This is a genomic window from Castellaniella sp. GW247-6E4, assembly GCF_040276065.1.
Classification (GTDB): Bacteria; Pseudomonadota; Gammaproteobacteria; order Burkholderiales; family Burkholderiaceae_B; genus Castellaniella.
In genome coordinates this window covers 101,559-128,021 of record NZ_JBELOI010000005.1, presented here as the reverse complement: position 1 = coordinate 128,021, position 26,463 = coordinate 101,559, and the positions used below count along the sequence as shown (strand labels likewise).

29 protein-coding genes are annotated in these 26,463 nt (G+C 65.8%); 25 read left to right on the top strand and 4 right to left on the bottom strand.

Features of this window, described 5'->3' with window-relative positions; translation table 11 throughout:
- Positions 1-54: 54 nt before the first annotated feature.
- A complete protein-coding gene (gene phoB, locus ABS761_RS08085) occupies positions 55-750 on the top strand; it encodes a phosphate regulon transcriptional regulator PhoB (protein ID WP_350407634.1) in 696 nt (231 codons plus the stop codon).
- Entirely contained in the window at positions 747-2,066 is a 1,320-nt protein-coding gene (phoR, locus tag ABS761_RS08080) for a phosphate regulon sensor histidine kinase PhoR (protein WP_350407633.1), read from the top strand. Before phoB ends, phoR begins: the two co-directional genes overlap by 4 nt.
- An 87-nt stretch (positions 2,067-2,153) precedes the next feature.
- Here the strand turns inward: phoR and ilvA are convergent, their stop codons facing one another.
- Positions 2,154-3,695, bottom strand: a complete 1,542-nt coding sequence (ilvA, locus tag ABS761_RS08075; protein ID WP_350407778.1) for a threonine ammonia-lyase, biosynthetic — start codon at positions 3,693-3,695, stop codon at positions 2,154-2,156.
- A gap of 218 nt (positions 3,696-3,913) precedes the next feature.
- Between ilvA and ABS761_RS08070 the strand changes: the two genes are divergently transcribed.
- From ABS761_RS08070 to ABS761_RS08040, 7 genes are all read left to right on the top strand, one after another.
- Entirely contained in the window at positions 3,914-4,921 is a 1,008-nt protein-coding gene (locus tag ABS761_RS08070; protein ID WP_350407631.1) for a TRAP transporter substrate-binding protein, read from the top strand.
- A 9-nt stretch (positions 4,922-4,930) separates the two neighbouring features.
- Entirely contained in the window at positions 4,931-5,434 is a 504-nt protein-coding gene (locus ABS761_RS08065) for a TRAP transporter small permease (protein ID WP_350407630.1), read from the top strand.
- Complete coding sequence (locus ABS761_RS08060; protein WP_350407628.1) at positions 5,427-6,707, top strand: TRAP transporter large permease; 1,281 nt, start codon at positions 5,427-5,429, stop codon at positions 6,705-6,707. The genes ABS761_RS08065 and ABS761_RS08060 overlap by 8 nt, the downstream gene beginning before the upstream one ends.
- Positions 6,683-7,603, top strand: a complete 921-nt coding sequence (locus tag ABS761_RS08055) for an amidohydrolase family protein (protein WP_350407626.1) — start codon at positions 6,683-6,685, stop codon at positions 7,601-7,603. The genes ABS761_RS08060 and ABS761_RS08055 overlap by 25 nt, the downstream gene beginning before the upstream one ends.
- A gap of 164 nt (positions 7,604-7,767) precedes the next feature.
- Positions 7,768-7,899 (top strand): entericidin A/B family lipoprotein, encoded by a 132-nt coding sequence (locus ABS761_RS08050; RefSeq protein WP_350407624.1) that lies wholly within the window; start codon positions 7,768-7,770, stop codon positions 7,897-7,899.
- Between the two features lie 105 nt (positions 7,900-8,004).
- On the top strand, positions 8,005-8,535 hold the full coding sequence (locus tag ABS761_RS08045; RefSeq protein WP_350407623.1) for a YqaA family protein: 531 nt from the start codon (positions 8,005-8,007) through the stop codon (positions 8,533-8,535).
- 57 nt (positions 8,536-8,592) lie between these two features.
- Positions 8,593-12,525, top strand: coding sequence for a DUF3683 domain-containing protein (locus ABS761_RS08040; RefSeq protein WP_350407622.1), 3,933 nt, complete (start codon positions 8,593-8,595; stop codon positions 12,523-12,525).
- 34 nt (positions 12,526-12,559) lie between these two features.
- On the opposite strand, the gene ABS761_RS08035 is transcribed toward ABS761_RS08040, so the two are convergent.
- A complete protein-coding gene (locus ABS761_RS08035) occupies positions 12,560-13,105 on the bottom strand; it encodes an adenine phosphoribosyltransferase (protein ID WP_350407621.1) in 546 nt (181 codons plus the stop codon).
- A gap of 72 nt (positions 13,106-13,177) precedes the next feature.
- Between ABS761_RS08035 and ABS761_RS08030 the strand changes: the two genes are divergently transcribed.
- The 10 genes from ABS761_RS08030 to ABS761_RS07985 all read left to right on the top strand — a co-directional run bounded on the left by ABS761_RS08030 (position 13,178) and on the right by ABS761_RS07985 (position 20,722).
- Positions 13,178-14,167, top strand: coding sequence for a KpsF/GutQ family sugar-phosphate isomerase (locus tag ABS761_RS08030; protein ID WP_350407619.1), 990 nt, complete (start codon positions 13,178-13,180; stop codon positions 14,165-14,167).
- Positions 14,167-14,769 (top strand): KdsC family phosphatase, encoded by a 603-nt coding sequence (locus ABS761_RS08025; protein WP_350407618.1) that lies wholly within the window; start codon positions 14,167-14,169, stop codon positions 14,767-14,769. The genes ABS761_RS08030 and ABS761_RS08025 overlap by 1 nt, the downstream gene beginning before the upstream one ends.
- Entirely contained in the window at positions 14,766-15,383 is a 618-nt protein-coding gene (gene lptC, locus ABS761_RS08020; protein WP_350407616.1) for an LPS export ABC transporter periplasmic protein LptC, read from the top strand. Before ABS761_RS08025 ends, lptC begins: the two co-directional genes overlap by 4 nt.
- The gene (gene lptA, locus ABS761_RS08015) at positions 15,380-16,006 is read left to right on the top strand and encodes a lipopolysaccharide transport periplasmic protein LptA (RefSeq protein WP_350407615.1); all 627 of its coding nucleotides are present in this window, start codon (positions 15,380-15,382) and stop codon (positions 16,004-16,006) included. The genes lptC and lptA overlap by 4 nt, the downstream gene beginning before the upstream one ends.
- A complete protein-coding gene (lptB, locus tag ABS761_RS08010) occupies positions 16,003-16,812 on the top strand; it encodes an LPS export ABC transporter ATP-binding protein (RefSeq protein ID WP_350407614.1) in 810 nt (269 codons plus the stop codon). Before lptA ends, lptB begins: the two co-directional genes overlap by 4 nt.
- 223 nt (positions 16,813-17,035) lie before the next feature.
- A complete protein-coding gene (gene hpf / locus ABS761_RS08005) occupies positions 17,036-17,362 on the top strand; it encodes a ribosome hibernation-promoting factor, HPF/YfiA family (protein WP_350407613.1) in 327 nt (108 codons plus the stop codon).
- Between the two features lie 119 nt (positions 17,363-17,481).
- Positions 17,482-17,979 carry a PTS sugar transporter subunit IIA gene (locus tag ABS761_RS08000; protein ID WP_350407612.1) on the top strand — a complete coding sequence of 166 codons (498 nt, stop codon included), beginning with the start codon at positions 17,482-17,484 and terminating at the stop codon, positions 17,977-17,979.
- Positions 17,951-18,889, top strand: a complete 939-nt coding sequence (hprK, locus tag ABS761_RS07995) for an HPr(Ser) kinase/phosphatase (RefSeq protein WP_350407610.1) — start codon at positions 17,951-17,953, stop codon at positions 18,887-18,889. Before ABS761_RS08000 ends, hprK begins: the two co-directional genes overlap by 29 nt.
- A gap of 43 nt (positions 18,890-18,932) precedes the next feature.
- Complete coding sequence (gene rapZ, locus ABS761_RS07990; RefSeq protein ID WP_350407609.1) at positions 18,933-19,808, top strand: RNase adapter RapZ; 876 nt, start codon at positions 18,933-18,935, stop codon at positions 19,806-19,808.
- Positions 19,805-20,722, top strand: a complete 918-nt coding sequence (locus ABS761_RS07985; protein WP_350407608.1) for a septal ring lytic transglycosylase RlpA family protein — start codon at positions 19,805-19,807, stop codon at positions 20,720-20,722. The genes rapZ and ABS761_RS07985 overlap by 4 nt, the downstream gene beginning before the upstream one ends.
- A 14-nt stretch (positions 20,723-20,736) precedes the next feature.
- Here the strand turns inward: ABS761_RS07985 and rsmI are convergent, their stop codons facing one another.
- The gene (gene rsmI, locus ABS761_RS07980) at positions 20,737-21,663 is read right to left on the bottom strand and encodes a 16S rRNA (cytidine(1402)-2'-O)-methyltransferase (RefSeq protein ID WP_350407606.1); all 927 of its coding nucleotides are present in this window, start codon (positions 21,661-21,663) and stop codon (positions 20,737-20,739) included.
- A 32-nt stretch (positions 21,664-21,695) separates the two neighbouring features.
- Here rsmI and ABS761_RS07975 point away from each other — a divergent pair, with 32 nt between their 5' ends.
- The 6 genes from ABS761_RS07975 to ABS761_RS07950 all read left to right on the top strand — a co-directional run bounded on the left by ABS761_RS07975 (position 21,696) and on the right by ABS761_RS07950 (position 25,745).
- Positions 21,696-22,199, top strand: coding sequence for a YraN family protein (locus ABS761_RS07975; protein ID WP_350407604.1), 504 nt, complete (start codon positions 21,696-21,698; stop codon positions 22,197-22,199).
- Between the two features lie 97 nt (positions 22,200-22,296).
- On the top strand, positions 22,297-22,890 hold the full coding sequence (locus ABS761_RS07970; protein WP_350407603.1) for a phosphoheptose isomerase: 594 nt from the start codon (positions 22,297-22,299) through the stop codon (positions 22,888-22,890).
- The gene (locus ABS761_RS07965) at positions 22,890-23,600 is read left to right on the top strand and encodes a BON domain-containing protein (protein ID WP_350407602.1); all 711 of its coding nucleotides are present in this window, start codon (positions 22,890-22,892) and stop codon (positions 23,598-23,600) included. Before ABS761_RS07970 ends, ABS761_RS07965 begins: the two co-directional genes overlap by 1 nt.
- Positions 23,597-24,094, top strand: a complete 498-nt coding sequence (locus ABS761_RS07960; RefSeq protein ID WP_350407601.1) for a peroxiredoxin family protein — start codon at positions 23,597-23,599, stop codon at positions 24,092-24,094. The genes ABS761_RS07965 and ABS761_RS07960 overlap by 4 nt, the downstream gene beginning before the upstream one ends.
- Positions 24,091-24,990, top strand: coding sequence for an acetylglutamate kinase (gene argB / locus ABS761_RS07955; protein WP_350407600.1), 900 nt, complete (start codon positions 24,091-24,093; stop codon positions 24,988-24,990). The genes ABS761_RS07960 and argB overlap by 4 nt, the downstream gene beginning before the upstream one ends.
- The gene (locus ABS761_RS07950; RefSeq protein WP_350407599.1) at positions 24,990-25,745 is read left to right on the top strand and encodes a pyrimidine 5'-nucleotidase; all 756 of its coding nucleotides are present in this window, start codon (positions 24,990-24,992) and stop codon (positions 25,743-25,745) included. The genes argB and ABS761_RS07950 overlap by 1 nt, the downstream gene beginning before the upstream one ends.
- On the opposite strand, the gene ABS761_RS07945 is transcribed toward ABS761_RS07950, so the two are convergent.
- Positions 25,675-26,454, bottom strand: a complete 780-nt coding sequence (locus ABS761_RS07945; protein WP_350407776.1) for a HesA/MoeB/ThiF family protein — start codon at positions 26,452-26,454, stop codon at positions 25,675-25,677. The two genes, ABS761_RS07950 and ABS761_RS07945, sit on opposite strands and share 71 nt — an antisense overlap.
- Positions 26,455-26,463 lie beyond the last annotated feature (9 nt).

Below are 26,463 nucleotides of genomic sequence, written 5' to 3'. Positions count from 1 at the left end.
ATCCGGCGCACCGGCGCCGGGGCCCAAAGCCCCAGGCGCTCACGCCCCAAAACCATGCAAACCACCATTCTGGTCATCGAAGACGAACCCTCAATCCAGGCGCTCATTGCCGTCAATCTCGAATTGGCGGGCTACGAGGTCCTGCGCGCCCTCGACGCCCGCCAAGCCGACATGCACATCCGCGAGGCGCTGCCGGACCTGATCCTGCTGGACTGGATGCTGCCCAATACCTCGGGCCTGAGGCTGGCGCGCGACCTGCGCGCCAATGAACGCACGCGCGCCATTCCCCTGATCATGCTCACCGCCAAGGGCGCCGAGCAAGACAAGATCGACGGTCTCGAGGCGGGCGCCGACGACTACATCACCAAGCCTTTTTCCCCGCGCGAGCTGCTGGCGCGGATCAAGGCCCTGCTGCGCCGGCGCGCGCCACAACTCACCGAAGACCCCATCCAGACGGGTGAACTGCGCCTGGAACCCGATGCCCGCCAGGTCCTGGGCCGCGGCCAGGCACTGCCCATGGGCCCCACCGAATTCCGCCTGCTGCATTTCTTCATGACCCACGCCGATCGCGTGTTCACTCGCGGCCAGGTCCTGGATCAAGTCTGGGGGGACCACGTCTTCATCGAGGAGCGCACCGTCGACGTACACATCCGCCGGCTGCGCAAGGCCCTGGCCCCGGTGGGGCTCGACGCCTACGTCCAGACCGTGCGCGGCGCGGGCTACCGCTTCAGCATCACGGCTTCGGCATGAGCAAGACCCTCCTGTCCATCGGGCTCTGGGCCCTGATCGGGATGTTGATAGGCGCCTGGCTGGGCGCCGCCACCGGATGGGGCGTGTTCGCGGCTGGCCTGCTGACGATGGTGCTGGCCAGCGGCTGGCAGCTCTCGCGCATCGCACGCTGGGTCCGCAACATCGACACCCCGCCGCCGCCCTCGGTCGGCCCCTGGGACGGCATCCTTGCCCCCATCTACCGCAAGCTCAAGCAAAACCGCCTCGAGCTGCAGGAACGCACGCGCAGCTTCGAGCGCATGCTGCTGGCCGCCGAGGCTCTGCCCGACGGCGCGCTGACCCTGGACCAGGACCAGTCCCTGCTGTGGTGCAATCAGACCGCCGCGGCGCACCTGGGCCTGGACCTCGAGCGTGACAAGCACCACAGCATTCTCAACATCGTGCGCTCACCGGAATTCGCCACCTATACCCGTCAGGCGCGCTGGGACAAACCGCTGCTGCTGCATCTGACGCGACAATCGCGCGAGCACACCCTGCTACTGCACCTCTACCCCTACAGCACCGGCCAGTTTCTGATGGTCACCCGCGACATTACACAGATCGAACGGCTCGAGCACATGCGCAAGGACTTCGTCGCCAATGTCTCGCACGAAATGCGCACCCCCCTCACCGTGCTGTCGGGCTTCCTGGAAACCCTGCACGACATCCCCGAGAACGCACTCGACCCCGCCCAGCGCCGCCATTACCTGGAGCTCATGATCGAGCAGTCGCGCAACATGCAGGCCCTGGTGGCCGACCTGTTGACCCTCTCGGCCCTGGAATCCTCGCCCAACCGCGAAGGCGGGCCGGTCTCGTTGCCCGCGCTCATCCAGACCGCGCTCGCACAGAGCCAGGCCCTGTCCGGCGGGCGGCACACGTTCGAGATCGAGGTCGACGACAGCCTGCACGTCCTGGGGGCGGATACCGAGCTCGCCTCGGCCGTGACCAACCTCATGACCAACGCCGTGAACTACACGCCCGAGGGCGGCACCATCGCGGTCACCTGGGCACGCACCGGGGATGGCGGCGCGCGCTATGCCGTACGCGACACGGGCATCGGCATCGGCGCGCAGGACATCCCGCGCCTGACGGAGCGGTTCTTCCGGGTCGATCGGGGCCGCTCGCGCGCCACCGGCGGCACCGGCCTGGGCCTGGCCATCACCAAGCACGTGGCCATGCGCCACGACGCCGTGCTGCGTATCGACAGCGTCCTGGGCAAAGGCAGCACATTTTCGATGGTGTTCCCACCCTCGCGGGTCTGCGCCGCGCAAGCCCGGGCGCACGACGCCGCCGCCTGAGGGCCGCGCGGGCATGCAAAAGCCCCCGGGAACCTGGGGGCTGCAAGGGGGACGACGCGAGATACCCCGCCGCAGGCGACCGGCGGCCTACAGGAACAGGCGATAGGCCGGGTTCTCGGTTTCGTTCCAGTACGGGTAGCCCAGCGTGGACAGGAACTCTTTGAAGGCCTTCTTGTCGGCGGGAGGCACCTGGATGCCGACCAGGATGCGGCCGTAGTCGTCGCCCTGGTTCCGGTAATGGAACAAGCTGATGTTCCAGTCGGGATTCATCGCCCCCAGGAATTTCATCAGGGCACCAGGACGCTCCGGAAACTCAAAGCGGTACAGCACCTCGTCCTTGGCCAGCCCCGAATGCCCGCCCACCATGTAGCGCAGATGAGTCTTGGCCATCTCGTTGCCGGTCAAGTCGAGCGTCGGGAAATCCAGCTTGCGGAAATGCGCGGCGAGCTTTTCGATCTCGGCTTCGGAGCGGATCTGCAGCCCCACGTACACGTGCGCCGTCTCGGCGTCCGAGATCCGGTAATTGAATTCCGTCACCGCGCGTTGGCCGACGGCCTCGCACAGCCGCAGAAAGCTGCCACGCTTTTCCGGCAGGGTAATGGCGAAAAGCGCCTCACGCGCCTCGCCCACGTCCGCCCGCTCGGCGACAAAGCGCAGGCGGTCGAAATTCATGTTGGCCCCGCAGGTGATCGCAACCAGCGTCTTACCCTTCCATTTCTGCTGGGCGGCATAGCGCTTGGCGCCGGCCAGCGCCAGGGCGCCGGCGGGCTCGAGCACGCTGCGGGTATCCTGGAACACATCCTTGATGCCCGCGCAGATCGCGTCCGTATCGACTGTCACGTAATCGTCGACATACTCGCGCGCCAGGCGAAACGTCTCGAGGCCCACCTGTTTGACCGCGGTGCCGTCCGAGAACAGGCCCACATCGGCAAGCTTGACCCGCCGACCGGCCTTGACGCTGCGGATCATGGCATCCGAGTCCTCGGTCTGCACGCCGATGACCTTGATGTCGGGGCGCAACTGCTTGACATAGGTCGCCACGCCCGCGATCAAACCCCCGCCGCCGACGGCGACGAATATCGCGTCGATCGGCCCCGTGTGCTGGCGCAGAATCTCCATCCCGACCGTACCCTGGCCAGCGATCACGTCGGGATCATCGAACGGATGCACGAACGTCAGGCCGTCGCGCGCCTGCAGTTCCGTCGCATGCTCCGCCGCATCGGTAAAACTGTCACCAAACAGCACCACCTCGCCGCCCAGCGCGCGCACGGCGTCGATCTTGACCAGCGGCGTGGTCACCGGCATCACGATCACCGCCCGGCAGCCCAGGCGACTGGCCGACAGGGCCACACCCTGCGCGTGATTGCCCGCCGAGGCCGCGATCACGCCGCGTTTCAATTCCTCGGCCGACAGGTTGGCCATCTTGTTGTAGGCGCCGCGCAGCTTGAAGCTGAACACCGGCTGCGTATCCTCACGCTTGAGCAGCACCGTATTACCGATACGCTTGGAAATTCGGGGAGCCACGTCGAGGGGAGTTTCATGGGCAACGTCATAGACTTTGGACGTCAGAATGCGTTTCAGGTAGTCGACGGACATGGCAGCGCGAGCGCGAGAGTTGAGAAGATGAATGGAACAGAATATCACAGGGCCTGATACGGAAGACCGACATCCTCCGGCACGCGGCCATTGCCCAACCCTCGCCAAAGCCAGATGGTTCACGGCATGGGCTACGGCGCCGGATGCCGGATACTGGCCTGGCCAATCAATTCTTGACAAGGCAGTCGGCCCTGTTCACCATTGGAAACATAAAAAAGCGCAGCCGCTGCACATAAAGGAGAGATACGCTCATGACCCTCTGCACCGCAAAATCATTCAAACGACTCACTCAAGCCACCGTATTGGCCACCGCCATGACCCTCGCGGGGTATGCCCACTCGGCAACCACACTCAAGCTGGGATGGACAACCAGTGACAGCGATGTGGACCCCTACGCCATCACGGCCCACTATTTCGCCCAAGAACTGGAAAAGGCCGCGCCCGGCCAGTTTGATGTCAAGTTCTTTCCAAACCACCAACTGGGCAATGACGCGGAAATGGTCCAGGGCATGCAGTTCGGAACCCTGGACGCCGGGGTCATCACCGGCACCCTGATCGGAACGATCGTTCCCGCCTTCCAGCTCAACGACCTGCCGTTTCTCTATGCCAATAGCGAACAGGCCCACAAGGTGCTGGACGGCAAGGCCGGGGAATTGATGATCAAGGAGCTGGCTAAAAAGAACGTCATCGGCCTGGGCTTCTCAGAAGCCGGTTTTCGCAACGTCATCAACAATATCCGGCCCATCCACACGCCTCAGGATCTGAAAGGCATCAAACTGCGCGTGCAGCCCAGCGACATGTTCCTGGACAGCTTCCGCGACCTGGGGGCCAATCCCGCGCCCATGCCCTGGAGCGATACATTCACCGCTGTCCAGCAAGGCACTGTGGACGGCCTCGAAATCCCGCTGGCGGTGATTTACGCCAACAAATACCCCGAGGTCACCAAGTACCTGTCGCTCACTCGCCACTCGTATAACGCCTTGGGCTTGCTGATCTCTGAAAAGACATGGGGCAAGCTGAGCGAAACACAACAAAACACGGTTCGTGCCGCCGCCAAATCGGCAATAACACGACAGCGCCAAACCGTCGCCGACAACAACCAAAGCATACTGGGCAAGATCGAAGCCGCCGGCATGAAGGTCAACGAGGTCAATGACGTCAATGCGTTCCGCGCCCTGGTAAAAGACGTCTACAAGAAGTATCACGACTCGATAGGACCCGACATCGTCGATGCCGCCATGAGCGAAATCCAGGGGTAGCCGCGATTCATGCTGAAACACCTACTGGACTGGATCGACCTCTGGATGACACGGTTGATCCAGGTTCTGGCGGTTGCGGTCACCTGCATCATGGTGGCGAGCCTGCTGATCGGCGTCGTCTACCGCTACATCCTGCAGGACTCCGCCTCGTGGTCCGATGAAGTCGCCCTGCTCGCCTTTACCTGGCTGGTCTTCCTGACAGCGGCCCTGATGGTCCGAGAGGATGGACACGTCCGCATCGAGATCATCGGCAAGGTCCTGTCGCCGGCGCTGAGTTTTTTGCTCACGCAGGCCATTTGGCTCGTCATTGTATTTATCGGGCTGTTCATGGTGCGAACCGGCTTGAACTTCATCGATTTCACCGCCGGGCAAACCTCGCCCGCCACGCGCTATCCCATCTGGTTGCGCAGCAGCGCGTTTCCGGTATCCGGGATATTCATTGCCTTCTACGCGCTGCGCAAGCTTGGACGATTGCGCAACCGCCCAAGCACTTCGGGGAACCGTCATGAGTGACCTGGCGCTGTTCCTCAGCATCGGCCTCGTGATATTGCTGGCACTGGGCGTGCCGATCGCCTTTGCGCTCGGCGTGCTGACGATTGGCGGCCTCTTCATCGCCGATATCAACCCGGTGATCTTCGCGCAGCGGGTGCTCGCGGGAACGGACGTGTCCAGCCTGCTCGCCATCCCCGGATTCATTCTTGCGGGCGACCTGATGGGGGCGGGAGGGCTGTCGAAACGGCTCGTGCGCTTTGCATCGGCGATCTTTGGCCACCTCACGGGCGGCCTCAGCATCGCGACCGTGATGGCCGGGACCTTCTTTGGCGCAATATCCGGATCGGCTCCAGCCACCACGGCCGCGGTGGGCACCATCATGATCGACGAGCTCGAGGATCGCGGCTATAAGCGCGACTACGCCGCCGCGCTGGCAACCGCCGTCGGCCCCCTGGGCCAGATGATCCCCCCGTCCATTCCCATGGTGATCTGGGGCGTCCTGGCCGAACAGTCCATCGCCAAGCTCTTTCTGGCGGGTGTCATCCCGGGGCTCATCGCCGCCGCGGGTTTCGTCGCGGTCAGTTATGGCTACGCCAAGCGCCACAACATCCCTTGCGAGCGAAAGGCCACCGCCAGGGAACTCGGCATGGCCGCGCGCGAAGGGATCTGGGCGCTGATGGCTCCCGTCATCATCCTGGGCGGCATCTATAGCGGCATTTTCACCCCGACAGAGGCATCCATGGTCGGGGTCCTGTACGGTCTGATCGCCGGCCTGCTGATCTACAGGGAACTGAAACTCAGAGACCTGTTCGACGTCGTATTGCGCAGCATGAAGCTGACCGGGATGATCATGTTCATCATCTGCATGGCCTACGGCTTCGCTTACCTCATGGCCAGTGAACAGATCCCGCAACAAATCGCCGATTTCATGCTGTCGCTGACGGACAACCGGATCATGCTCTTGCTGATGGTCAACGTGCTGTTGCTGATCCTGGGCGCCGTCATGGACAATGTATCCGCCATGGTGATCCTCAGCACGGTGCTCACTGCGATTGGTGTCCAGGTGGGCATGGATCCCATTCAACTGGGGGCCATGATCGTCATCAACTTCGCGGTGGGCATGGTCACGCCGCCGGTCGGGTACTCGCTGTTCGTCGCATCGGCGATCAGTCACCTGACCATCGAGCAGATTGCACGCCGCCTGGGTCCATTCATGATCGTGTTCGTCATCCTGATCCTGATCGTGACCTTCGTCCCCTGGGTCACACTGTGGCTTCCGAGTCTCCTGGGCTAATCACCATGAACATTCCCGCTCCCGACATTCCGGGACCCAAACCGCTTTCCGATCTTCCGGAGGCGGTGCTGCCTGCCAAAAGCTGCGATACGCACGCCCATCTCTTCGGGCCAGCGGCGCAGTACCCGTATCACAGTGACCGGAGCTACACGCCGCCTGACGCATCCCGGCAGGATTACGTCCGGCTGCTGCGCACGCTGGGATTCCAGCGGGCCGTGCTCGTGCAGCCCAGCGTCTACGGTACCGACAATCGACTGCTCTGCGATACGCTCGAACTGGCCAAGACCAAGCCCTGGGGCATCGAATGGCGCGGGATCGCGGTCACGGATGCCGATATTGCCGAATCCGAGCTGGAAGCCATGCATCAACTCGGCATACGCGGCATACGGCTGAATATGCTCTTTCGGGGCGGCATTGATTTTGCAACGATTCAAGGCTTGGCGAACCGGATTGCGCCGCTTGGCTGGCACCTGCAGTTTCTGATCGACATCACACAGTTCAAGGACCTGGCTACCCGGATTTCAGCGCTGCCGGTCGACAGCGTGATCGATCACATGGGGCACTTCCGTTCGGATCAAGGCTCCCGGCATCCCGCATTCACCTCACTGCTGTCGCTGCTGCGCGATGGCAGAACCTGGGTGAAGGTCACCGGCCCCAACCGGATTTCGTCGCAGAAAACGGCCCCCTATACCGACGCGCAGGCCTTGGCACAGGCCTTGATGCACGCGCGCCCGGACCGCCTGGTATTCGGGACCGACTGGCCGCACGTGCAGATTCCCACCCAGATTCCCGACGATGGATCACTGGTGGACGAGCTCTACCGCTGGGCCGAGCATGACGAACAACTGATCCAGTCCATCCTGGTCGGCAACCCGGAAAAACTGTACTCGTTCTGAGGGATAGGCGTGCAGGACTTCGACATCATGGCGGCGCGGGCGCAATAGATGCAGACAGCAGCCCAGGCTCGCCGCCACGATCTTCCGCGCCGCGCACGACGGCCTGAGTCCCCCAAGTTACCGTAGAATATTGCAACACAATCACCAAGACACGGGATCTGATCATGGGCACAAAACTTCTGGCGTCGCTGGCCCTGCTGGGCTGTCTGCTGATGGCGGGCTGCGCCAACACCGTCGCCGGAGCCGGCGAAGACATCAGCAACGTCGGCAGCGCCATCACCAAGGCCGCAAAGTAAACGTCGCCATTGCAGGCCGGCGGGCCGGGACGAATCTCCGGCCCGCCGGCTTTTCTGCATTCCGACACGGCGCACGGCGCCCGACCAGCGATACACTCCTCCTCCATGGAAGCTTGGCTGCAATCCTCGATCCACGCCTTGCTGGCGGCGCTCGCGCTGCCCAAGTTCGGGCTGCCGGCGATTTTCATCGTCAGCCTGGTGTCGGCCACGCTGCTGCCCATGGGCTCCGAACCGGCGGTCTTCGGCTATGTACAGATCGCGCCGCACATGTTTTGGCCGGCCGTGCTGGTAGCGACCGCCGGCAATACCGCAGGTGGCGCGATCAGCTATGCCATGGGCGCCGCGGCAGAGGCGGCCTACGAAAAGTGGCGCCTCAAGCACCCCGGCAAGGTCCGGGACAAGGCCGGGGGTCGCTGGCATGCACTGGGCACGCGCTGGTTCAAGCGCCTTGGCCCGCCCGCGCTACTGCTGTCCTGGCTGCCGGTGGTGGGCGACCCCCTCTGCGCGGTCGCCGGATGGCTGCGACTTCCCTTCTGGCCCTGCGTGATCTACATGGCGATCGGCAAGTGCCTGCGCTACATCGCCATGACAGCCGCGCTGATGCACGCCTGGCCGTGGATCAGCGCCTGGCTTTAGCCTTAAACTAGACAATTACCCGCACCCCGCTCCGGGGCATCGACGTCACAGCCATCCATGAACGCCCCCCTAGACCGCGAGCTGCTTGCTCAAGCCCAGGCCCCCCGCCTGCGCGAAATCCCCTATAACTACACCTCCTACTCCGACCGCGAGATCGTCCTGCGGCTGCTGGGCGAGGAGGCCTGGACCCTGTTGTCCGAGCTGCGCGGCGAACGGCGCACCGGGCGCTCGGCCCGCATGCTGTTCGAAGTCCTGGGCGACATCTGGGTGGTGCAGCGCAATCCCTATCTGCAAGACGACCTGCTGGACGACCCCAAGCGCCGCCATCTGTTGGTCGATGCCCTGAACCACCGCCTCGCCGAGATCGACAAGCGACGCGACGATGACCACGGCGCGCGCGACACCAAGGTGCTGCATCTGCTCGACGCGGCCCGCGCCGCCGTCGGCCGCTTCGAGGAGCAGTTCGTCCAGACAACCGCTCTGCGCCAGACGGCGCTGCGCAAGCTCTCACGCATCACGGCCAGGGACAATATCCGCTTTGACGGCTTGTCACGCGTATCGCACGTCACCGACGCCACCGACTGGCGCGTCGAGTATCCCTTCGTCGTGCTGATGCCCGACACCGAGGACGAAATCGCAGCATTGGTGCGCGCCTGCATCGCCCTGGGCCTGACCATCATCCCCCGCGGGGGCGGCACCGGCTACACCGGCGGTGCCATCCCGCTGACCTGGCGCTCTGCGGTCATCAACACTGAAAAGCTCGACGCCATGGGGCCGGTCGAGGCCGTGGCCCTGCCCGGCGTGGACGAGCCCGTCCACACCCTCCTGACCGGCGCCGGCGTGGTCACGCGCCGCGTGGCCGAGGCCGCCGAGGCGGCCGGTCGGGTCTTCGCCGTTGATCCGACCTCCGCCGACGCCTCCTGTGTGGGCGGCAACGTGGCCATGAACGCCGGCGGCAAGAAGGCCGTGCTATGGGGCACCGCGCTGGACAACCTCGCCTGGTGGCGCATGGTGGATCCGGAAGGCAACTGGCTGGAGGTCACGCGCCTCGAGCACAACCTGGGCAAGATCCACGAAGTGGCCGAGGCGCGCTTCGAGCTCAAGTGGTTCGACGGTGCCAAGGCGCCGGGCCGCGCGCCGCTGAAAACCGAGACCTTGACCATCGAGGGACGGCGCTTCCGCAAGGCGGGACTGGGCAAGGACGTGACCGACAAGTTCCTCGCAGGCCTGCCGGGCGTGCAAAAAGAGGGCTGCGACGGCCTGATCACCGCGGCCCGCTGGATCCTGCACCGCATGCCGGCGCACACGCGCACCGTCTGCATGGAATTCTTCGGGCAGGCACGCGATGCGGTGCCCTCGATCGTCGAGGTCAAGCACTACCTCGACACCGACGGCCGGACGCGCGGCGCCATCCTGGCAGGCCTCGAGCACCTGGACGAGCGCTACCTGCGCGCCGTGGGCTACGCCACCAAGAGCAAGCGCGGCATCCTGCCGAAAATGGTCCTGATCGGCGACATTGTGGGCGACGACGAGGCCGCGGTGGCCCTGGCCGCCAGCGAAGTGGTGCGCATCGCCAACTCGCGCCACGGCGAGGGCTTCATCGCCGTCAGCTCCGAGGCCCGCAAAAAATTCTGGCTGGACCGGGCCCGTACCGCCGCCATCGCGCGCCACACCAATGCCTTCAAGATCAACGAGGACGTGGTGATCCCCCTGGATCGCATGGGCGAGTACACGGACGCCATCGAGCGCATCAACATCGAACTGTCCACGCGCAACAAGCTGCGCCTGATCGACGCGCTCGAGGCGTATCTGCACGGCGATTTGCCGATCGGCAAGACCGAGGATCACGACGAGGCCGAGCATACGCGCGAAGAGATCCTGGCCACGCGCCGGCGCGACGCCCTGGATACCCTGGCCGCCGTGCGCCGCCGCTGGTCCTGGCTGCTGGACGGGCTGGACGCGCCCCTGGCCGACAGCATGGACACCCTGGCTGGACTGGGCCTCGAGGAACACCTGCCGACACTGCGCGAGCGCCTCGCGCGCCGGCCCGAGGCGCGCGTCTTCGAGGTGGTGCAGGACCACACCCTGCGGATTTCCTGGAAGACCGATATCCGCAGCGCCATGGAGCGCCATTTCGCCGGCGCCGACTGCGCCGCCGTCCTGGCCGGCCTGCAAGCCACACATGACCGCATCCTCAAGAGCCGTGTCTTCGTCGCGCTGCATATGCACGCCGGCGATGGCAATGTGCACACTAACATCCCGGTCAACTCGGACGACTACGAGATGCTGCGCGAGGCCAACGAGGCGGTCGCCCGCATCATGGGGATCGCCCGCAACCTGGACGGCGTGATCTCGGGCGAGCACGGCATCGGCCTGACCAAGTACGAATTCCTCAGCGCCGAGGAACTCGCCCCTTTCCAGGACTACAAGCGCCGCGTCGACCCCGACGGCCGCTTCAACGGGGGCAAGCTGATGCCCGGCGCCGACCTCAGGCAGGCCTGGACGCCCAGCTTCAACCTGCTGGGGCACGAGTCGCTGATCATGCAGCGCAGCGAGATCGGCGCCATCTCGAATGCGATCAAGGATTGCCTGCGCTGCGGCAAGTGCAAGCCCGTCTGCGCCACGCACGTGCCGCGCGCCAACCTGCTCTATTCGCCGCGCAACAAGATTCTCGCCACCTCGCTGCTGATCGAGGCCTTCCTCTACGAGGAACAAACCCGGCGCGGCGTCAGCATCCGGCACTGGGAGGAGTTCGAGGACGTGGGCGACCACTGCACCTTGTGCCACAAGTGCTACAACCCCTGTCCCGTGGACATCGACTTCGGCGATGTCTCGATGGAGATGCGCGCGCTGCTGCGCCGCATGGGCAAAAAATCCTTCAATCCGGGGACCGCGGCCTCGATGTTCTTTCTGAACGCCAAGGATCCGCGCGTCATCAAGGCCACGCGCGCCGCCATGATCGGCATGGGCTACAAGGCCCAGCGCCTGGCGCACGACCTCCTGGCTCCGGTTGCGAAAAAGCAGGTCGCCCACCCGCCGGCCACCGTGGGCAAGGCGCCGATCCGCGAACAGGTCATCCACTTCATCAACAAGAAAATGCCCGGTGGGCTGCCCAAGCAGACCGCGCGCAAGCTCCTGGACATCGAAGACCCCGAGATCGTGCCCATCATCCGCAATCCGGCCACCACCTCGCCCGACAGCGAGGCCGTGTTCTATTTTCCGGGCTGCGGATCCGAGCGTCTGTTCTCGCAGGTCGGCCTGGCGACCCAGGCCATGCTATGGCACGTCGGCGTGCAGACCGTCCTGCCGCCCGGCTACCTGTGCTGTGGCTACCCGCAACGCGGCAATGGCATGGCGGACAAGGCCGACAAGATGGTCACGGACAACCGCGTGCTGTTTCACCGCATGGCGACGACGCTGAACTACCTCGACATCAAGACCGTGGTGGTGAGCTGCGGCACCTGCTATGACCAGCTCGAGAACTATGAATTCGACAGGATCTTCCCAGGCTGCCGCCTGATCGACATCCACGAGTACCTGCTGGAGAAAGGCGTGGACATCGCCGGGGTCCAGGGCGTGCGCTACCTCTACCACGACCCCTGTCACACGCCGCTCAAGCAGCAGGACCCCATGAAAACCGTCAAGTCCCTGCTGGGCGAGGACAAGGCGATCAAAACCGACCGCTGCTGCGGCGAATCGGGCACCCTCGCGGTCTCGCGCCCCGACATCTCGACGCAGGTACGGTTCCGCAAACAAGAGGAACTCGCCAAGAACACCGCGGCGATCCGCGAGGACGGCTTCGAGGGCGAGGTCAAGATGGTGACCTCATGCCCGTCCTGCCTGCAGGGCCTGGCCCGCTATGAGCAGGACACGGGCCTGAAGGCGGACTACATCGTGGTCGAGATGGCGCGCCACCTGCTGGGCGAGAACTGGATGCCGGACTACGTCAAGGCCGCCAATACGGGGGGCATCGAGCGGGTGCTGGTGTAGGCGCACCTGCGCACAGGTCGGGCCGCCTGGGGGCTCACTCGGCGCCGAACTCGCAGACCGTGTAGACGGGCAGGCCCGAATCCCGGACCGCCTTGGAGCCGCCCAGGTCGGGCAAATCGATGATGGCCGCCGCCTCGGCGACATTCGCCCCCAGGCGTTGCAGCAGCCTGGAGGCCGCCATCATCGTGCCTCCTGTCGCGATCAGATCGTCAATCAGCAGGACGCGCTGGCCGGGGCGCACCGAGTCCGTGTGCATCTCGACCACCGCATTGCCATATTCCAGCGCATATTGCTCGGCCACCGTGCGAAACGGCAGCTTGCCCTGCTTGCGCACCGGCACGAAGCCCAGGTTGAGCTCATACGCCAGCACCGAACCCACGATGAAGCCGCGTGCGTCGATGCCCGCGACCAGATCCAGGCGCTGGCGCATGTAGCGATAGACGAACAAGTCGATCAGCACCCGAAAGGCGCGCGGGTCCTGCAGCACGGGGGTGATGTCGCGGAACTGCACGCCGGGCTTGGGCCAATCCGGCACCGTGCGGATCGTGTCGCGGATGAATTGGGCCGGATCGGTTTTCATGGAACTTCCCAGAAGGCAGGTAAAGGCGGCCACAGTTTAACAAGCCTGCGCGGCTCAGCGTAAAATCCCCGGATGCTCAGAAACCCCCAGCCCACCGCCGAGGCCATCCGCGCGAGCGCCGAGCGCTGTTTCGATATCCAGATCGCCGCCCTCCAGGCGCTGCGCGGCCGGATCGACGGCACTTTCGTGGACGCCGCGGGCCTGATCCTGGCCTGCCAGGGACGCGTCGTGGTGACCGGCATCGGCAAATCCGGCCACGTCGCCCGCAAAACCGCGGCCACACTGGCCTCGACCGGCACGCCGGCCTTCTTCATGCACGCCGCCGAGGCCATCCACGGCGACCTGGGCATGCTCACCGGCCAGGACATCCTGCTGGCAATCTCATACTCGGGGTCCGCGCAGGAACTCATCACCATCATCTCGGTGGCCAAGCGCATGGGCACGCGCATCATCGCCCTGACCGGCCGGCCGGACTCCGAACTCGCGCGCAGCGCCGACCTCGTCCTCGAGGCGGCCGTCGCCCAGGAGGCCTGCCCGTTGAACCTCGCCCCCACCGCCAGCACCACCGCGGCACTGGTGATGGGCGACGCCCTGGCGGTCGCCTGTCTCGAGGCGCGCGGCTTCAGCCGCGACGATTTCGCGCGCTCGCACCCGGGCGGTGCGCTGGGCCGGCGCCTGCTCACCTCGGTTGCCGATGTCATGCGCACTGGCGCGGCGCTGCCCCTGGTGGGCGAGGACGTACTGATTCCCGATGCCCTGACGGAGATGTCCTCCAAGGGCATGGGCATGACCATCGTGCTCGGACCCACACGCCGTCCGGTGGGCATTTTCACTGACGGCGACCTGCGCCGGATGATCGCCCAGCACGGCGACATCCGCGCGATGACGGTGGCGGCGGGCATGAGCCGCCACCCCAAGGCCATCGGCCCCGAGGCGCCGGCCATCGAGGCCGCAACCCTCATGGACGCCCACAAACTCAACCAGATGCTGGTCGAGGACGCGGACGGGCTATTATTGGGGGCTTTGCACATGCACGACCTCCTCGCCGCAAAGGTGATCTGATGAACGAGCAGCCCGCTTTCTCGCACCCCTCGGAGGCCCAGATACTGGCCCGCGTGAGTCCCGCCATCCAGGACAGGGCGCGCGCCATACGCATGATGGTCTTCGACGTGGACGGCATCCTGACCGACGGCAGCCTCTGGTATGGCGAGCACGGCGAGGCACTCAAGGCCTTCAACGCCCTGGACGGCCACGGCATGCGGCTGCTGCACGAGCAGGGCGTGGGCGTTGCCTGGCTCAGTGGACGCCAGAGCGCCATCACCGCGCGGCGCGCCGCGGAGCTCGGCATCTCTCCCGTCCTCCAGGGCGTGCGCGACAAGGCGCAGGCCATCGAAACCCTGGCGCGCGAGGCCGGCCTGGAACTCCGCAAGCTCGGCTACATGGGCGACGACATCATCGATCTGCCGGTGCTGCAACGCGTCGGGTTCGCCGCCAGCGTGCCCAACGCCCCCCTGTACGTCAGCCAGGCGGCGCACTGGGTGTCGAGCCAGCACGGCGGCTCGGGCGCCGTGCGCGAATGTTGCGACCTGATCCTGGCCGCGCAGCGGCGCATGCACGCCTGCTTTGCGGCCGGCCTGTCGCCCTTGGGCGGTGCCATCCAATGAGAGAGCGTTTTCCCAGCCTGGTTGCCGTGCTGTTGCTGGCGATGCTGGTGATCGGGACCTGGTGGGCCTCGGACTACGCCCTGCGCTCGATCCAGATCGACCCGCCGCGCCGCATCACCCACGAGCGGGACTCCTGGTCGGACCGCTTCGTGATGGTGCGGACCGACCCCCAGGGCCTCGCCATCAATCGTCTCGAGGGTGCGAGCATGGAGCACTTCCCGGACACCGACGCCTACGAAGTCGCACAGCCCCATGCGGTCAGCCACCACCCCGGATCGCCGATCACGATTGGCACCTCGGACCACGCGACGATGGACCAGAACGGCTCACGCATCGTGATGGTTGGCAACGCCCACCTCGAGCGCCTGCCCGATGCCGAGCACAAGCCCCTGGATGTCCGCAGCGAGCGCCTGGTCCTCAAGCCCGACCAAGACCTGGTCTACACCGACCAGCCCGCGCTGGTGGTCAACGGCCAATCCACCATGCGCGGCACCGGCATGCGCTACGATAATCGCAGCCGTCAATTGATGGTCTATTCCTCAAGCGACGTCAAGATTTCCGGCGAGGAGCAAGGCGCCAAAAAGACCTCGCCACAAAAGGCACCCCAGCCATGAATAAAAAATACATCGCGATCCTGGCCGCACTGGCCTGCCTGCACCCGGCGGCCACCACCTGGGCGCAGACATCCAGCCCGGCCGCGCAAGCGGCCACGGGCCCCGCGGCATCCGGCCCGGCCGCCAATGCCGAGCCCGACACGCTGATCCTCTCGGATACGCTGCACTATGACGATGTCAAAAAAGAGAGCACCTTTACCGGCAACGTCATCCTGACCCGGGGCGCCATGACGCTGCACTCGGACAAGCTGGTGACCCAGGAGGACGCCGACGGCTACCAGTACGGCACTGCGACCGCCGAAAAGTCCGGCCTGGTGCACATCCGCCAGGAAAATCCCGAAAAGTTCGAGACCATCAAGGCCAGCGGCATCCGCGCCGAATATGACGGCAAGACCGAAGAGGTCACCCTCATCGGCCAGGCCATCATTACCCGTTACGTCTGCGGCAAACCCTTCGACAACCTGCGTGGCGCGCGCGTCATCTACCACCAAAAGACAGGCACCTACGAAGCTTTCGGTGGCGCGAACTCCGCGGGCGAGGGCGGCAGGGTCCGCTCGCTCTCGCAGCCGCGCGCGCGCGCGGACCAGGCCGCGGCCGACTGCCGCAAGGCCGCCAAGCAATGACGCTGCCGCGCGGCGGCGCCGCCCCCTGGCAAGAGGCGCACAGCCCGCCACCGGCGGCCGAGCCCGCGACGGGCCTGCGGGCCATCGGCCTGGGCAAGACCTACGGCCGGCGCGCCGTCGTCCAGGACGTGACCCTGTCGGTCCAGAGCGGCGAGGTGGTCGGCCTGCTGGGCCCCAATGGCGCGGGCAAAACCACCAGCTTCTACATGATCGTCGGCCTGGTCCCCACCGACACCGGGCGCATCCTCATCGACGACTACGACATCACCGCCATCCCCATGCACCGGCGCGCCCGCCTGGGCCTGTCCTACCTGCCGCAGGACGCCTCGGTGTTCCGGCGCCTCACGGTCGAGGAAAACATCCGCGCCGTGCTCGAACTGGTGCGTACCCCCGAAGGCCGGCCACTGGCGGCCCCAGTGCTCCGCGACCGCCTGGAATCACTGATCGACGAGTTGCAGATCGAGCACATCCGCTACAACATGGCGATCTCGCTGTCGGGGGGCGAGCGCCGCCGGGTGGAAATCGCCCGGGCACTGGCCACGCAACCACGCTTCATCCTGCTCGACGAACCCTTCGCGGGCGTCGATCCCATTGCCGTGATCGAGATCCAGCGCATCGTGCAGTTCCTCAAGGGCCGCAACATCGGCGTGCTGATCACCGACCACAACGTGCGCGAAACCCTGGGCATCTGTGACCGCGCCTACATCATCAGCGAGGGCAAGGTCCTCACCAACGGCCACCCCAACGAGATCATCGACAACGAGGCCGTGCGCCAGGTCTACCTGGGCAAGAACTTCCGCATGTAGGCCCGCCGGCGGGCGCCCGCCCCGCCCTTGCGCTCCCACGGCACCGCCCGCCAAACCCCGACCCATCCCCGCCCGGAACCTTGATCCAACCCCCTTGATTTAACCAGGGCAAACGGTACACTGGTTCCATCAACACACGTTCAACCAACCGCTCGACAGGAGGCCCGCCAACGATCCAATCCGTGCCACGCGCACACCCGTTTCCCTTGCTAGGAGTCTGAATATGAGCTTGAGCATCAGCGGTCGTCATCTGGAAGTCACCCCCGCCATCCGTGAATACGTCCTGAACAAAATCTCCAGGATCACGAGGCATTTCGACAGCGTCATCGACACCCAGGTCATGCTCTCGATCGAGCGGCTGAAGCATACCGCGGAGGTCACCGTGCACATGCGCGGCAAGGACATCCACTGCGCCGCCAGCGACGAAAACCTCTACGCGGCCATCGACCTGCTGGCCGACAAAATCGATCGCCAGGTCCTCAAACACAAGTCCAAGACGCAAAACTATGCGCATGAACCTCCGAAACGCCAGGTGCTCGCCACCGAATAAGCGGCCTACCTACGGCCCGCCGGCGTTTTAAATTATGGCCTCGATAGGGAAATCGAGGCCATAATCATGCTTGGCCTCCCACGCGCCCACAGGGCGCCGATGCCTCCTATAATGACGCCATGAACCTGACGCCACGCATTCTGTCGCCGTCCGACATCATCCTCGACCTCGCCGCCACGAGTAAAAAGCGCGCGTTCGAGCAGGCCGGCCTGCTGTTCGAAAACAACCACGGGGTTTCCCGCATGGCGGTCTTCCACAGCCTGATCGCCCGTGAGCGCCTGGGCTCGACCGCGCTCGGACACGGCGTCGCCATTCCGCACGGCCGCCTCAAGGATCTGCGCGAGCCCCACGCCGCCTTCATTCGCCTGGCCGAACCCGTACGCTTCGATGCCAACGACGGGCGTACCGCACGCCTGCTCTTCTTTCTGCTGATCCCGGAAACCGCCACCCAGACGCACCTGGATTTGCTGGCCGAGATCGCGCGGCTCATGTCCGACGCCTCGATCCGCCACACCTTGACCCACTCGCAGGACATGGCCGAAATCCACCAGATCCTGCTGGCGGAGCAACCTGCGCGCACCCTCGAACATGCTGACCATTCAAGATCTGATTCGTGACAACGCCGAAAAGATCTCTTTCACCTGGATCGCGGGCCAGGATGCCGCGGCTCGACGCGTCATCCCCGACACCGCCCGCTCGGCCGCCGATCTGGTCGGCCACCTGAACCTGATCCACCCCGGCCGCGTCCAGGTGTTCGGCGCCGAGGAGCTGGCCTATTATCTGCGCTTCGAGCCCTTGCGGCGCATCCACCATCTCGAGGATCTGGTGGCCGGTGGGGTGCCCGCCATCGTTCTGGCGGCCGGCGTCGACGCCCCCGGCGATCTGCGCGAGTTCTGCATCGAGCATGAGGTGCCTCTGCTCGGCACACCGATCGACGCCTCCCACCTGATCGACCTGCTGCGCATCTACCTGGGCAAACGCATGGCGCCCAGGACCACGATGCACGGCGTGTTCATGGATGTCCTCGGGCTGGGCGTGCTGATCACAGGGGAGTCGGGCCTGGGCAAAAGCGAGCTCGCCCTCGAGCTGATCTCGCGTGGACACGGGTTGGTGGCCGACGACGCGGTCGAACTCTCGCGCACCGCCCCCAACTTCGTCGAGGGCCAGTGCCCGGCCCTGCTGCAGAACCTCCTCGAGGTCCGGGGCCTGGGCCTGCTGGACATCCGCACGATCTTTGGCGAAACCTCGGTGCGCCGCAAGATGAAAATCAAGCTCATCGTCCACCTGGTGCGCATGACCCCGGACTCCTTTGAGCGGCTGCCTACTCAGGACGAGTACGAGGACATTCTGGGTATTCCCATCCGCCGCGTCATGCTGCAAGTGGCCGCAGGCCGCAACCTCGCCGTGCTGGTCGAAGCGGCCGTGCGCAACACCATCCTGAGCCTGCGCGGCATCGACACCATGGGCGACTTCATCGAGCGCCAGGCCCTCGCCATCATGGAAAACAGCCACGAGGCCAAACCATGACCCCCACCTCGCCGCGAAGACCGGCAACCATCAGGACCGCCGCATGCTGAACATCGTCCTCATCACCGGCATCTCGGGCTCGGGCAAGTCCGTGGCCCTACGCATGCTCGAGGATACCGGCTATACCTGCGTTGACAACCTGCCCGTGCGCTTCCTGCACGACTTCATCGCCAATACGCGCGATAGCGGCCTCGAGCGCATCGCCGTGGCGATCGACGTACGCACCCCGGGCGATCTCGACGAGCTGCCCGGCGTGCTGACCAGCTTGCGCGCCATGGGCATCGCCTTGCACGTGGTCTTCCTCGACGCCGACGACCAGACGCTGATGCAGCGCTATTCCGAGTCCAGGCGGCGCCATCCCCTGACCGATCGGCTGCGCCGCGAGGGCCGCGACCCGTCCCTTGAAGAATGCATCGCCACCGAGCGCGACATGCTGGCCTCGCTGCGCGACCAGGAACACGTGATCGACACCTCGGACCTGACGCCCGGACAGTTGCGCGGCTGGGTACGCGACCTCGTCCAGGCCGATCGCGCCTCGGTCATCCTCACATTCGAGTCTTTCGCCTACAAGCGGGGGGCGCCCCACGACGCCGACCTGGTGTTCGATGTGCGCTGCCTGCCCAATCCCTACTATGACCAACGCCTGCGCCCGCTGACCGGTCGCGACGAGCCGGTGGCGGCCTGGCTGGCCCAGTTCGGCAGTGTCGAGGCCATGATCGACGACATCTCGGCCTTCATCCGCAAATGGCTACCCCTGTACATGCAGGACACCCGCAACTACCTGACCGTCGCCATCGGCTGCACCGGCGGCCAGCACCGCTCCGTCTACGTCACCGAGCAGCTCGCGCGCCGGTTCGCTGACCACTCGCCCCTGCTCATCCGCCACCGCAACCACATGCTGCACCCGCCCGGCACATGATCCGCGCCCGCACACTCCTCGCCCTGCCGCTGTGCGCCGCCCTGCTGGTGGTCGCCGGATGCGCATCGCGATCGGGCGGCGGCTACTACAAGGACGATGGACCGGGCCGCGACATTCCCGCCAACATCTTGTCGATCCCGGACGCCGTGCCTCGGGTCGAGACCCATGCTCCGGCTAATTTCAGGCCCTACGTGGTCTTTGGCCAGCGCTATGTCCCCATCGGCGAAAACCAGGCCTACCGCCAAACCGGCATCGCCTCCTGGTACGGTCGTAAATTCCACGGCCAGAAAACGGCCAACGGCGAAACCTACGATATGTACGCAATGACCGCCGCCCACCCGACCTTGCCGCTGCCCAGCTACGCACGCGTCACCCGGGCCGGCACGGGCCGCTCAGTCATCGTGCGCATCAACGACCGCGGGCCGTTCCACAGCTCCCGTGTCATTGATCTCTCATACGTCGCGGCGGCCAAGCTCGGACTGATCGGCCCGGGCAGCGGCCAAGTCATCGTCGAGGCCATCACCAACAACGACATCCTCAGCGGGCGCTATGCCCGGACGGCCGTCGCGCAGGCTTCACCACCCCCGCCGCCGGCCGCCCCCCCGCCAGTATCCGCCGCGTCCCAGCTGGCCCCCGCCGCCGCGCCGGCACCGCGCCAGACCGCGCTCTACACGGCGCACGCCGGAGGCATCTACCTGCAATTCGGCGCCTTCTCGTCCCAAGGCAACGCGCACGCCCTGGCGCAGCGGGTCAACCGGGAATCCGGCGGGCTGCTGGGCACCGCATCGGTGGTGTACGACTCGCCCTTGTACAAGGTCCGCACTGGCCCCTACGACACGCGCACCGAGGCGGTCAACGCCGCCTACGAACTCTCGCAGGCGACCGGCCTGCAAGCCTCGATCGCGGTGGACTGAGCCCCGGCGCGGCCTCAGCGACGCAGCGCCCAGGCGTATAGCGTCTCACGCGCCACGCCGGTGGCCCGGGCACCGATCCGGGCCGCGTCGCGCACCGACAGGCCCTCGAGCAGGGCCTCCATCAGGCGGATGTGCTCGGGGGCGAGGTCCCCATCCCCGTCCTCGGCCAACGCCTGGGCGGGATGCAGGATCAGGACGAACTCGCCCTGGCTGCGATGCGGGTCGTCCTCCAGCCACGCGCGCGCGTCACCCAGCGACACCGTTTGGATCTGTTCGAACCGTTTGCTCAGTTCTCGCGCAAAGGTCAGGCGCCGGTCCGCACCGCAGATCGTCGCCAGGTCCTCGACGCTCGCCCCCAGCCGATGCGGCGACTCGAACATCACCACAGGCACGTCCAGCCGTGCCCAGGCCCGCAGCCACTTGCGGCGGGCCATCGCCTTGGGCGGCGGGAATCCGGCAAACGCATAGCCCGGCGACTCGTCGCTGGTCGCGCCGCTGGCCATCAAAGCCGCGATCACGGCACTGGGACCGGGAATGGGCGTCACCCGATATCCCGCCTCGAGGACGCGGCGCACGATGCGCGCGCCCGGGTCGCTGATCGCCGGCGCCCCGGCATCCGATATCAGGGCGATGCGCGCGCCGCCCGCCAGGCGCTCGACAATGGCCTGCGCTGCCTGGTTTTCATTGTGGCGGTGCGCGGCCATCAACGGGGTGCGCACCCCCCAGGCATCGAGTAGCGCGCGACTCGTGCGCGTGTCCTCGGCGGCGATCGCGTCGCAGCGCAGCAAGGCCTGCCAGGCGCGCAGCCCGAGGTCCCCCAGATTGCCGATCGGCGTGGCCACCACGTACAGGCAACCCTCGGGCCAGGACTGCTCGGCCATCCGCTCGGCGAGACGTTTCCATGTCTCCCGCAGTTCCTCGAATCCCACGACATCCGTCATACTCGATCTCCACTCATCCGCGCGGACGCGCCATGCACGACGACTCCCCAGGGCGCGAGGCCGCGCCCGACGACCCTTTCGAACGCGCCCGGCGAGCCCAGGATCGCGCCATCGCCCGCCGGCGCACACGCGGCAAGACCCGCCCCCGGCCTGGTTCCCCCGCCCCCTGGCTCGGCTCGCCCACTCAGCGCCAGGGGCGGGCCGCCGAAATGCTCGCCGCCCGGTATCTGGAGGCTCAGGGCCTGCGCCTGCTGGCCCGCAACCTGAGCTGCAAGGCGGGTGAAATCGACTTGGCGGCCCTGGACGGATCCGTCCTGGTCTTTGTCGAAGTGCGCGCGCGCCGCGACGCGGCCTTCGGCGGTGCCGCCGCCAGTGTAAACCGCGGCAAACAGACGCGCCTGCTGAGGGCGGCGCGTCACTTCCTGCCCCTGCTCGTCGGACGTCATCTCGGCGGCCGTGTCCCGGCCTGCCGCTTCGACGTGGTGAGCGTCGAGGCGGGTGCCATCGCCTGGATACCGAATGCGTTCATGGAATGAACATATCGTCCGCCGGCCACCAGGGTCAATACCCGGGATTCGGAAACTGTTACCTTCCCTCCTGTCCGTCCCATGGACTCATGCGATAATCGCAGCCATGGACATGACCTCCCGGATGTCGTCGCATTTCGACGACGCGATCGATACATTCAGGGCCAGTGCCCGCGACCTCGCACCCGCCTTGGCGGTCGGTGTGGACTTGCTGTTCGGGGCACTCACCAACAACGCCCGGGTCCTGGCCTGCGGCAATGGCGGCTCCGCCGCGGATGCCCAGCACTTCATTGCCGAACTGGTCGGCCGCTTCGAGCGCGACCGCCTGCCGCTGGCGGGCATCGCACTCAACACCGACACCTCGATCATGACGGCGGTGGGCAACGATTATGGCTTCAACAGCATCTTCGAGCGCCAGGTCAACGCCCTGGGCCAGCCCGGCGACGTCCTGGTGGCCATCACCACCAGCGGCAATTCGCCCAATGTCGTGCGCGCCATCGAGGCGGCGCACGAACGCGAGATGCAGATCATCGCCCTGACGGGCAAGGGCGGCGGCCAAGTGAACCAGCTGCTCTACGAAACTGATATCCATCTCTGCGTACCCCATGATCGGACCATGCGCATCCAAGAGGTCCATATCATGCTCCTGCATGCCTTGTGCGACGGCATCGACGCCCTGCTCCTAGGAGACACCCTTTGATGAACCTCGTCCCCCTCCCTTCTTTCCGCCAAATCGCCCGTTGGGTCCTGTCGATCGCCGCCCTGAGCATCCTCACGGGATGCGGGGTGCTAGTGGTCGGCGGCACCGCCGCGACCACCGCGGTCGTCGCCACCGACCGCCGCACGGCCGGAGAACAAGTCGACGACCAGACGATCGAGCTGCGTGTCGCCAGCGAAATGAACAACGCCTTTGGCGACAAGGCCCGGGTGCTGGGCACAGCCTACGCCGGCCGCCTCCTGCTGGTCGGCGACGTCCCGGCCGAGGCAGACCGCGCGCATGCTGAATCGCTGGCCAAGGCCATCCCCAAGGTTACCCGCGTCGACAACTACATCCGCGTGGGCGACATCACCCCGCTGTCCGTGCGCACCAACGACACCTGGCTGACCTCCAAGGTCAAGACCCAGCTCGTGCGCACCGAGCAGATCCCGTCGCGCACCATCAAGATCACGACCGAACGCGGCGTGGTCTATCTGATGGGCAAAGTCACCGACGCCGAGGGGCAGCGTGCCGCCACGGTGGCCTCGGGTGTCGAAGGCGTCAACAAAGTCGTAAAATTGTTCCAAATCGTCAGTCAGGCCAGCATCACGGCCGGATCCGACCAGCCGGCAGCCACCGAGGACGCGTCCACCGCGCCCGCGACAGCCCAGCCCGCGGCCGGTGAAGACGTGCAAGCCATGCCCGTGAAATGAAAAAACTCCTTCTCAGCCTAGTCGCCGTCGCCGCCCTGGCGGGCATCGTCCTGTGGCAAGTCCAAGGCTTCGGCGGCCAGCCCGCGCCGCAAGTCACCTTCACCGACCTGCACGGCCAGTCGGTCACCACGCAGGATCTGCGCGGCAAGGTCGTCCTGGTCAAATTCTGGGCGACGAGCTGCACCACCTGCATTGCCCAGATGCCCGACACCATCCGCCACTACGAGAAACTCTCGGCGCGCGGCTTCGACACCATCGCGGTGGCCATGCAGTACGACCCGCCCAACTACGTCGTCAATTTCGCCGAGACCCGCAAGCTTCCCTTCCCGGTGGTGATCGACGCGACCGGCGAACTCGCCAAGGCCTTTGGCGACATCAAGCTCACACCCACCGCGATCCTGATCGACAAGCAGGGCAACATCATCAAGCGCTATCTGGGCAACTACAACGAACAGGCCTTCATGGCCACCGTCGAAAAGGCACTCACATCATGAGCGACCCGCAGGATTCCGACCTTCACTCTCCAGCGGTGAAGGCCGAAGTGCTGTCCGAGGCCCTTCCCTACATCCGCCGCTTCCACGGCAAGACTGTCGTCATCAAGTACGGCGGCAACGCCATGACCGAAGAGCCTCTGCAACGCAGCTTCGCCCACGACGTGGTGCTGCTCAAGCTCGTCGGCCTCAACCCCATCGTGGTGCACGGCGGCGGCCCCCAGATCAACAGCGCCCTCAAGCGCATCGGCAAGGAAGGCACGTTCATCCAGGGCATGCGCGTCACCGACGCCGAGACCATGGAGGTCGTCGAATGGGTGCTCGGCGGCCAGGTCCAGCAGGACATCGTGATGATGATCAACGAGGCCGGCGGCAAGGCGGTCGGCCTGACCGGCAAGGACGGCTGCCTGATCGAGGCCCGCAAGAAACTCATGCCCGACCCCGAGCACCCCGGGCAATGGCTGGACATCGGATTCGTGGGCGACATCAAGCGCATCGAACCCGCGGTGGTCAAGGCGCTGCAGGACGACCAGTTCATCCCCGTGATCTCGTCCATCGGCTACGGCGAGGACGGCCAGGCCTACAACATCAACGCCGACGTGGTCGCCGGCAAGATGGCCGAGGTGCTGGGCGCCGAAAAGCTCGTCATGCTGACCAACACGCCGGGCGTGCTCGACAAGAGCGGCCAGTTGCTGCGCAGCCTGTCGGCGCAGACCATCGACGAGCTTTTCAAGGATGGCACGCTTTCGGGCGGGATGCTGCCCAAGATCTCCTCCGCGCTGGACGCCGCGCGCTTTGGCGTCAATTCCGTACACATCATCGACGGCCGCGTGCCGCACTGCCTACTGCTCGAAATCCTCACCAATCGCGGCGTCGGCACGATGATCAGCTCACACTGATGCGTCCGCCGCGCGCCCCCAGCGCCCTGCGGCGGACGCGCACGGCGGCCCGCCCGCGCGACGATACCGTCTGGCTGTTCGACCTCGACAACACGCTGCACGACGCCTCGCGATCGATCTTTCGCCTCATTGACCAGCACATGGGCGAGGCCGTGGCCACGACCCTGGGCCTGGAACGCGAACAGGCCGATGCACTGCGCAACCAATACTGGGTGCGTTACGGCGCGACCGCGATCGGCATGGTCCGTCACCATGGCGTGGACATCCATCGCTTTCTGGCCTTGAGCCACAATTTCGAGGTTGCCCCCCTGGTCCATGGTGAGACCGGGCTGGCGCGGCGCCTGCGCCGCCTGCCGGGCCGCAAGATCCTGCTGACCAACGCGCCCGAGCACTATGCACGCGAAGTCCTGGAAACCCTGGGCATCCTGCACGAATTCGATGGCCTGTGGGGCATCGAGCAGATGCGGCTACAGGGCCGCCACCGGCCCAAGCCCTCGCTCGCGCTGATGCGTCAGATCCTGGCGCGCCTGCGGGTGCCCGCCCGCCGCGTGATCCTGGTCGAGGATACACTCGCCAACCTGAAGAGCGCGCACCAGGTCGGCATGCGTACCGTCTACCTCTACCATCCCGGCACGCCATTCTCGACCTTGCGCCACGGCCGCGACCTGTATGTCGACCGGCGCGTCAACGCGCTGGGTCCGCTGCTGACATGGGGGCGCGGTGGCCGCATACCGGGCAGCCAGGGTCACGCCTGAAGCGGATCGCATGCCACTGCATGGACAGGGCGTCGACCGACAACAGGCGGCCGACCAGGGGCTCGCCCATGCCGGCCAACAGCTTGATGGCCTCGGCCGCCTGCACGCTGCCCACCATCCCCACCAGCGGCCCCAAGACCCCCGTAGTCGCGCAACGCAGTTCCTGGACATCATCCGCCTCTGGAAACAGGCAGTGATAGCAGGGCACATCGTCCCTGCGCAAGTCATAGACGCTGACCTGACCCGAATAGCGGATCGCCGCCCCCGACACCAGCGGCACGCGTAAGGCGACACAGGCGCGATTGACGGCATGGCGCGTGGCAAAGTTATCGCAACAATCCAGCACGAGATCCGCGTCGCCGACGAGTTCGAGCAAGCGCGCATCGTCCAGGCGCTCGACCAGGGCCTGAACCTCGATCTCGGGGTTGATCGCCAGCAGCGCTTCACGGCCCGACTCTGCCTTGGCCGTGCCGATCCGCGCGGTGGTATGCAGGATCTGGCGCTGGAGGTTGCTGAGCTCGACCACGTCGTCGTCGGCCAGCACCAGACGCCCGACGCCCGCAGCGGCCAGGTAGGCGGCCGCGGGGGAGCCCAGGCCGCCCGCGCCCACGATCAGGACGCTGGCAGCCAGGAGGCGCTCCTGGCCCTCGATCCCCAGCTCATCGAGCAGGATGTGCCGGGCATAGCGCATCAACTGCGCATCGCCCATGGGTTGCGG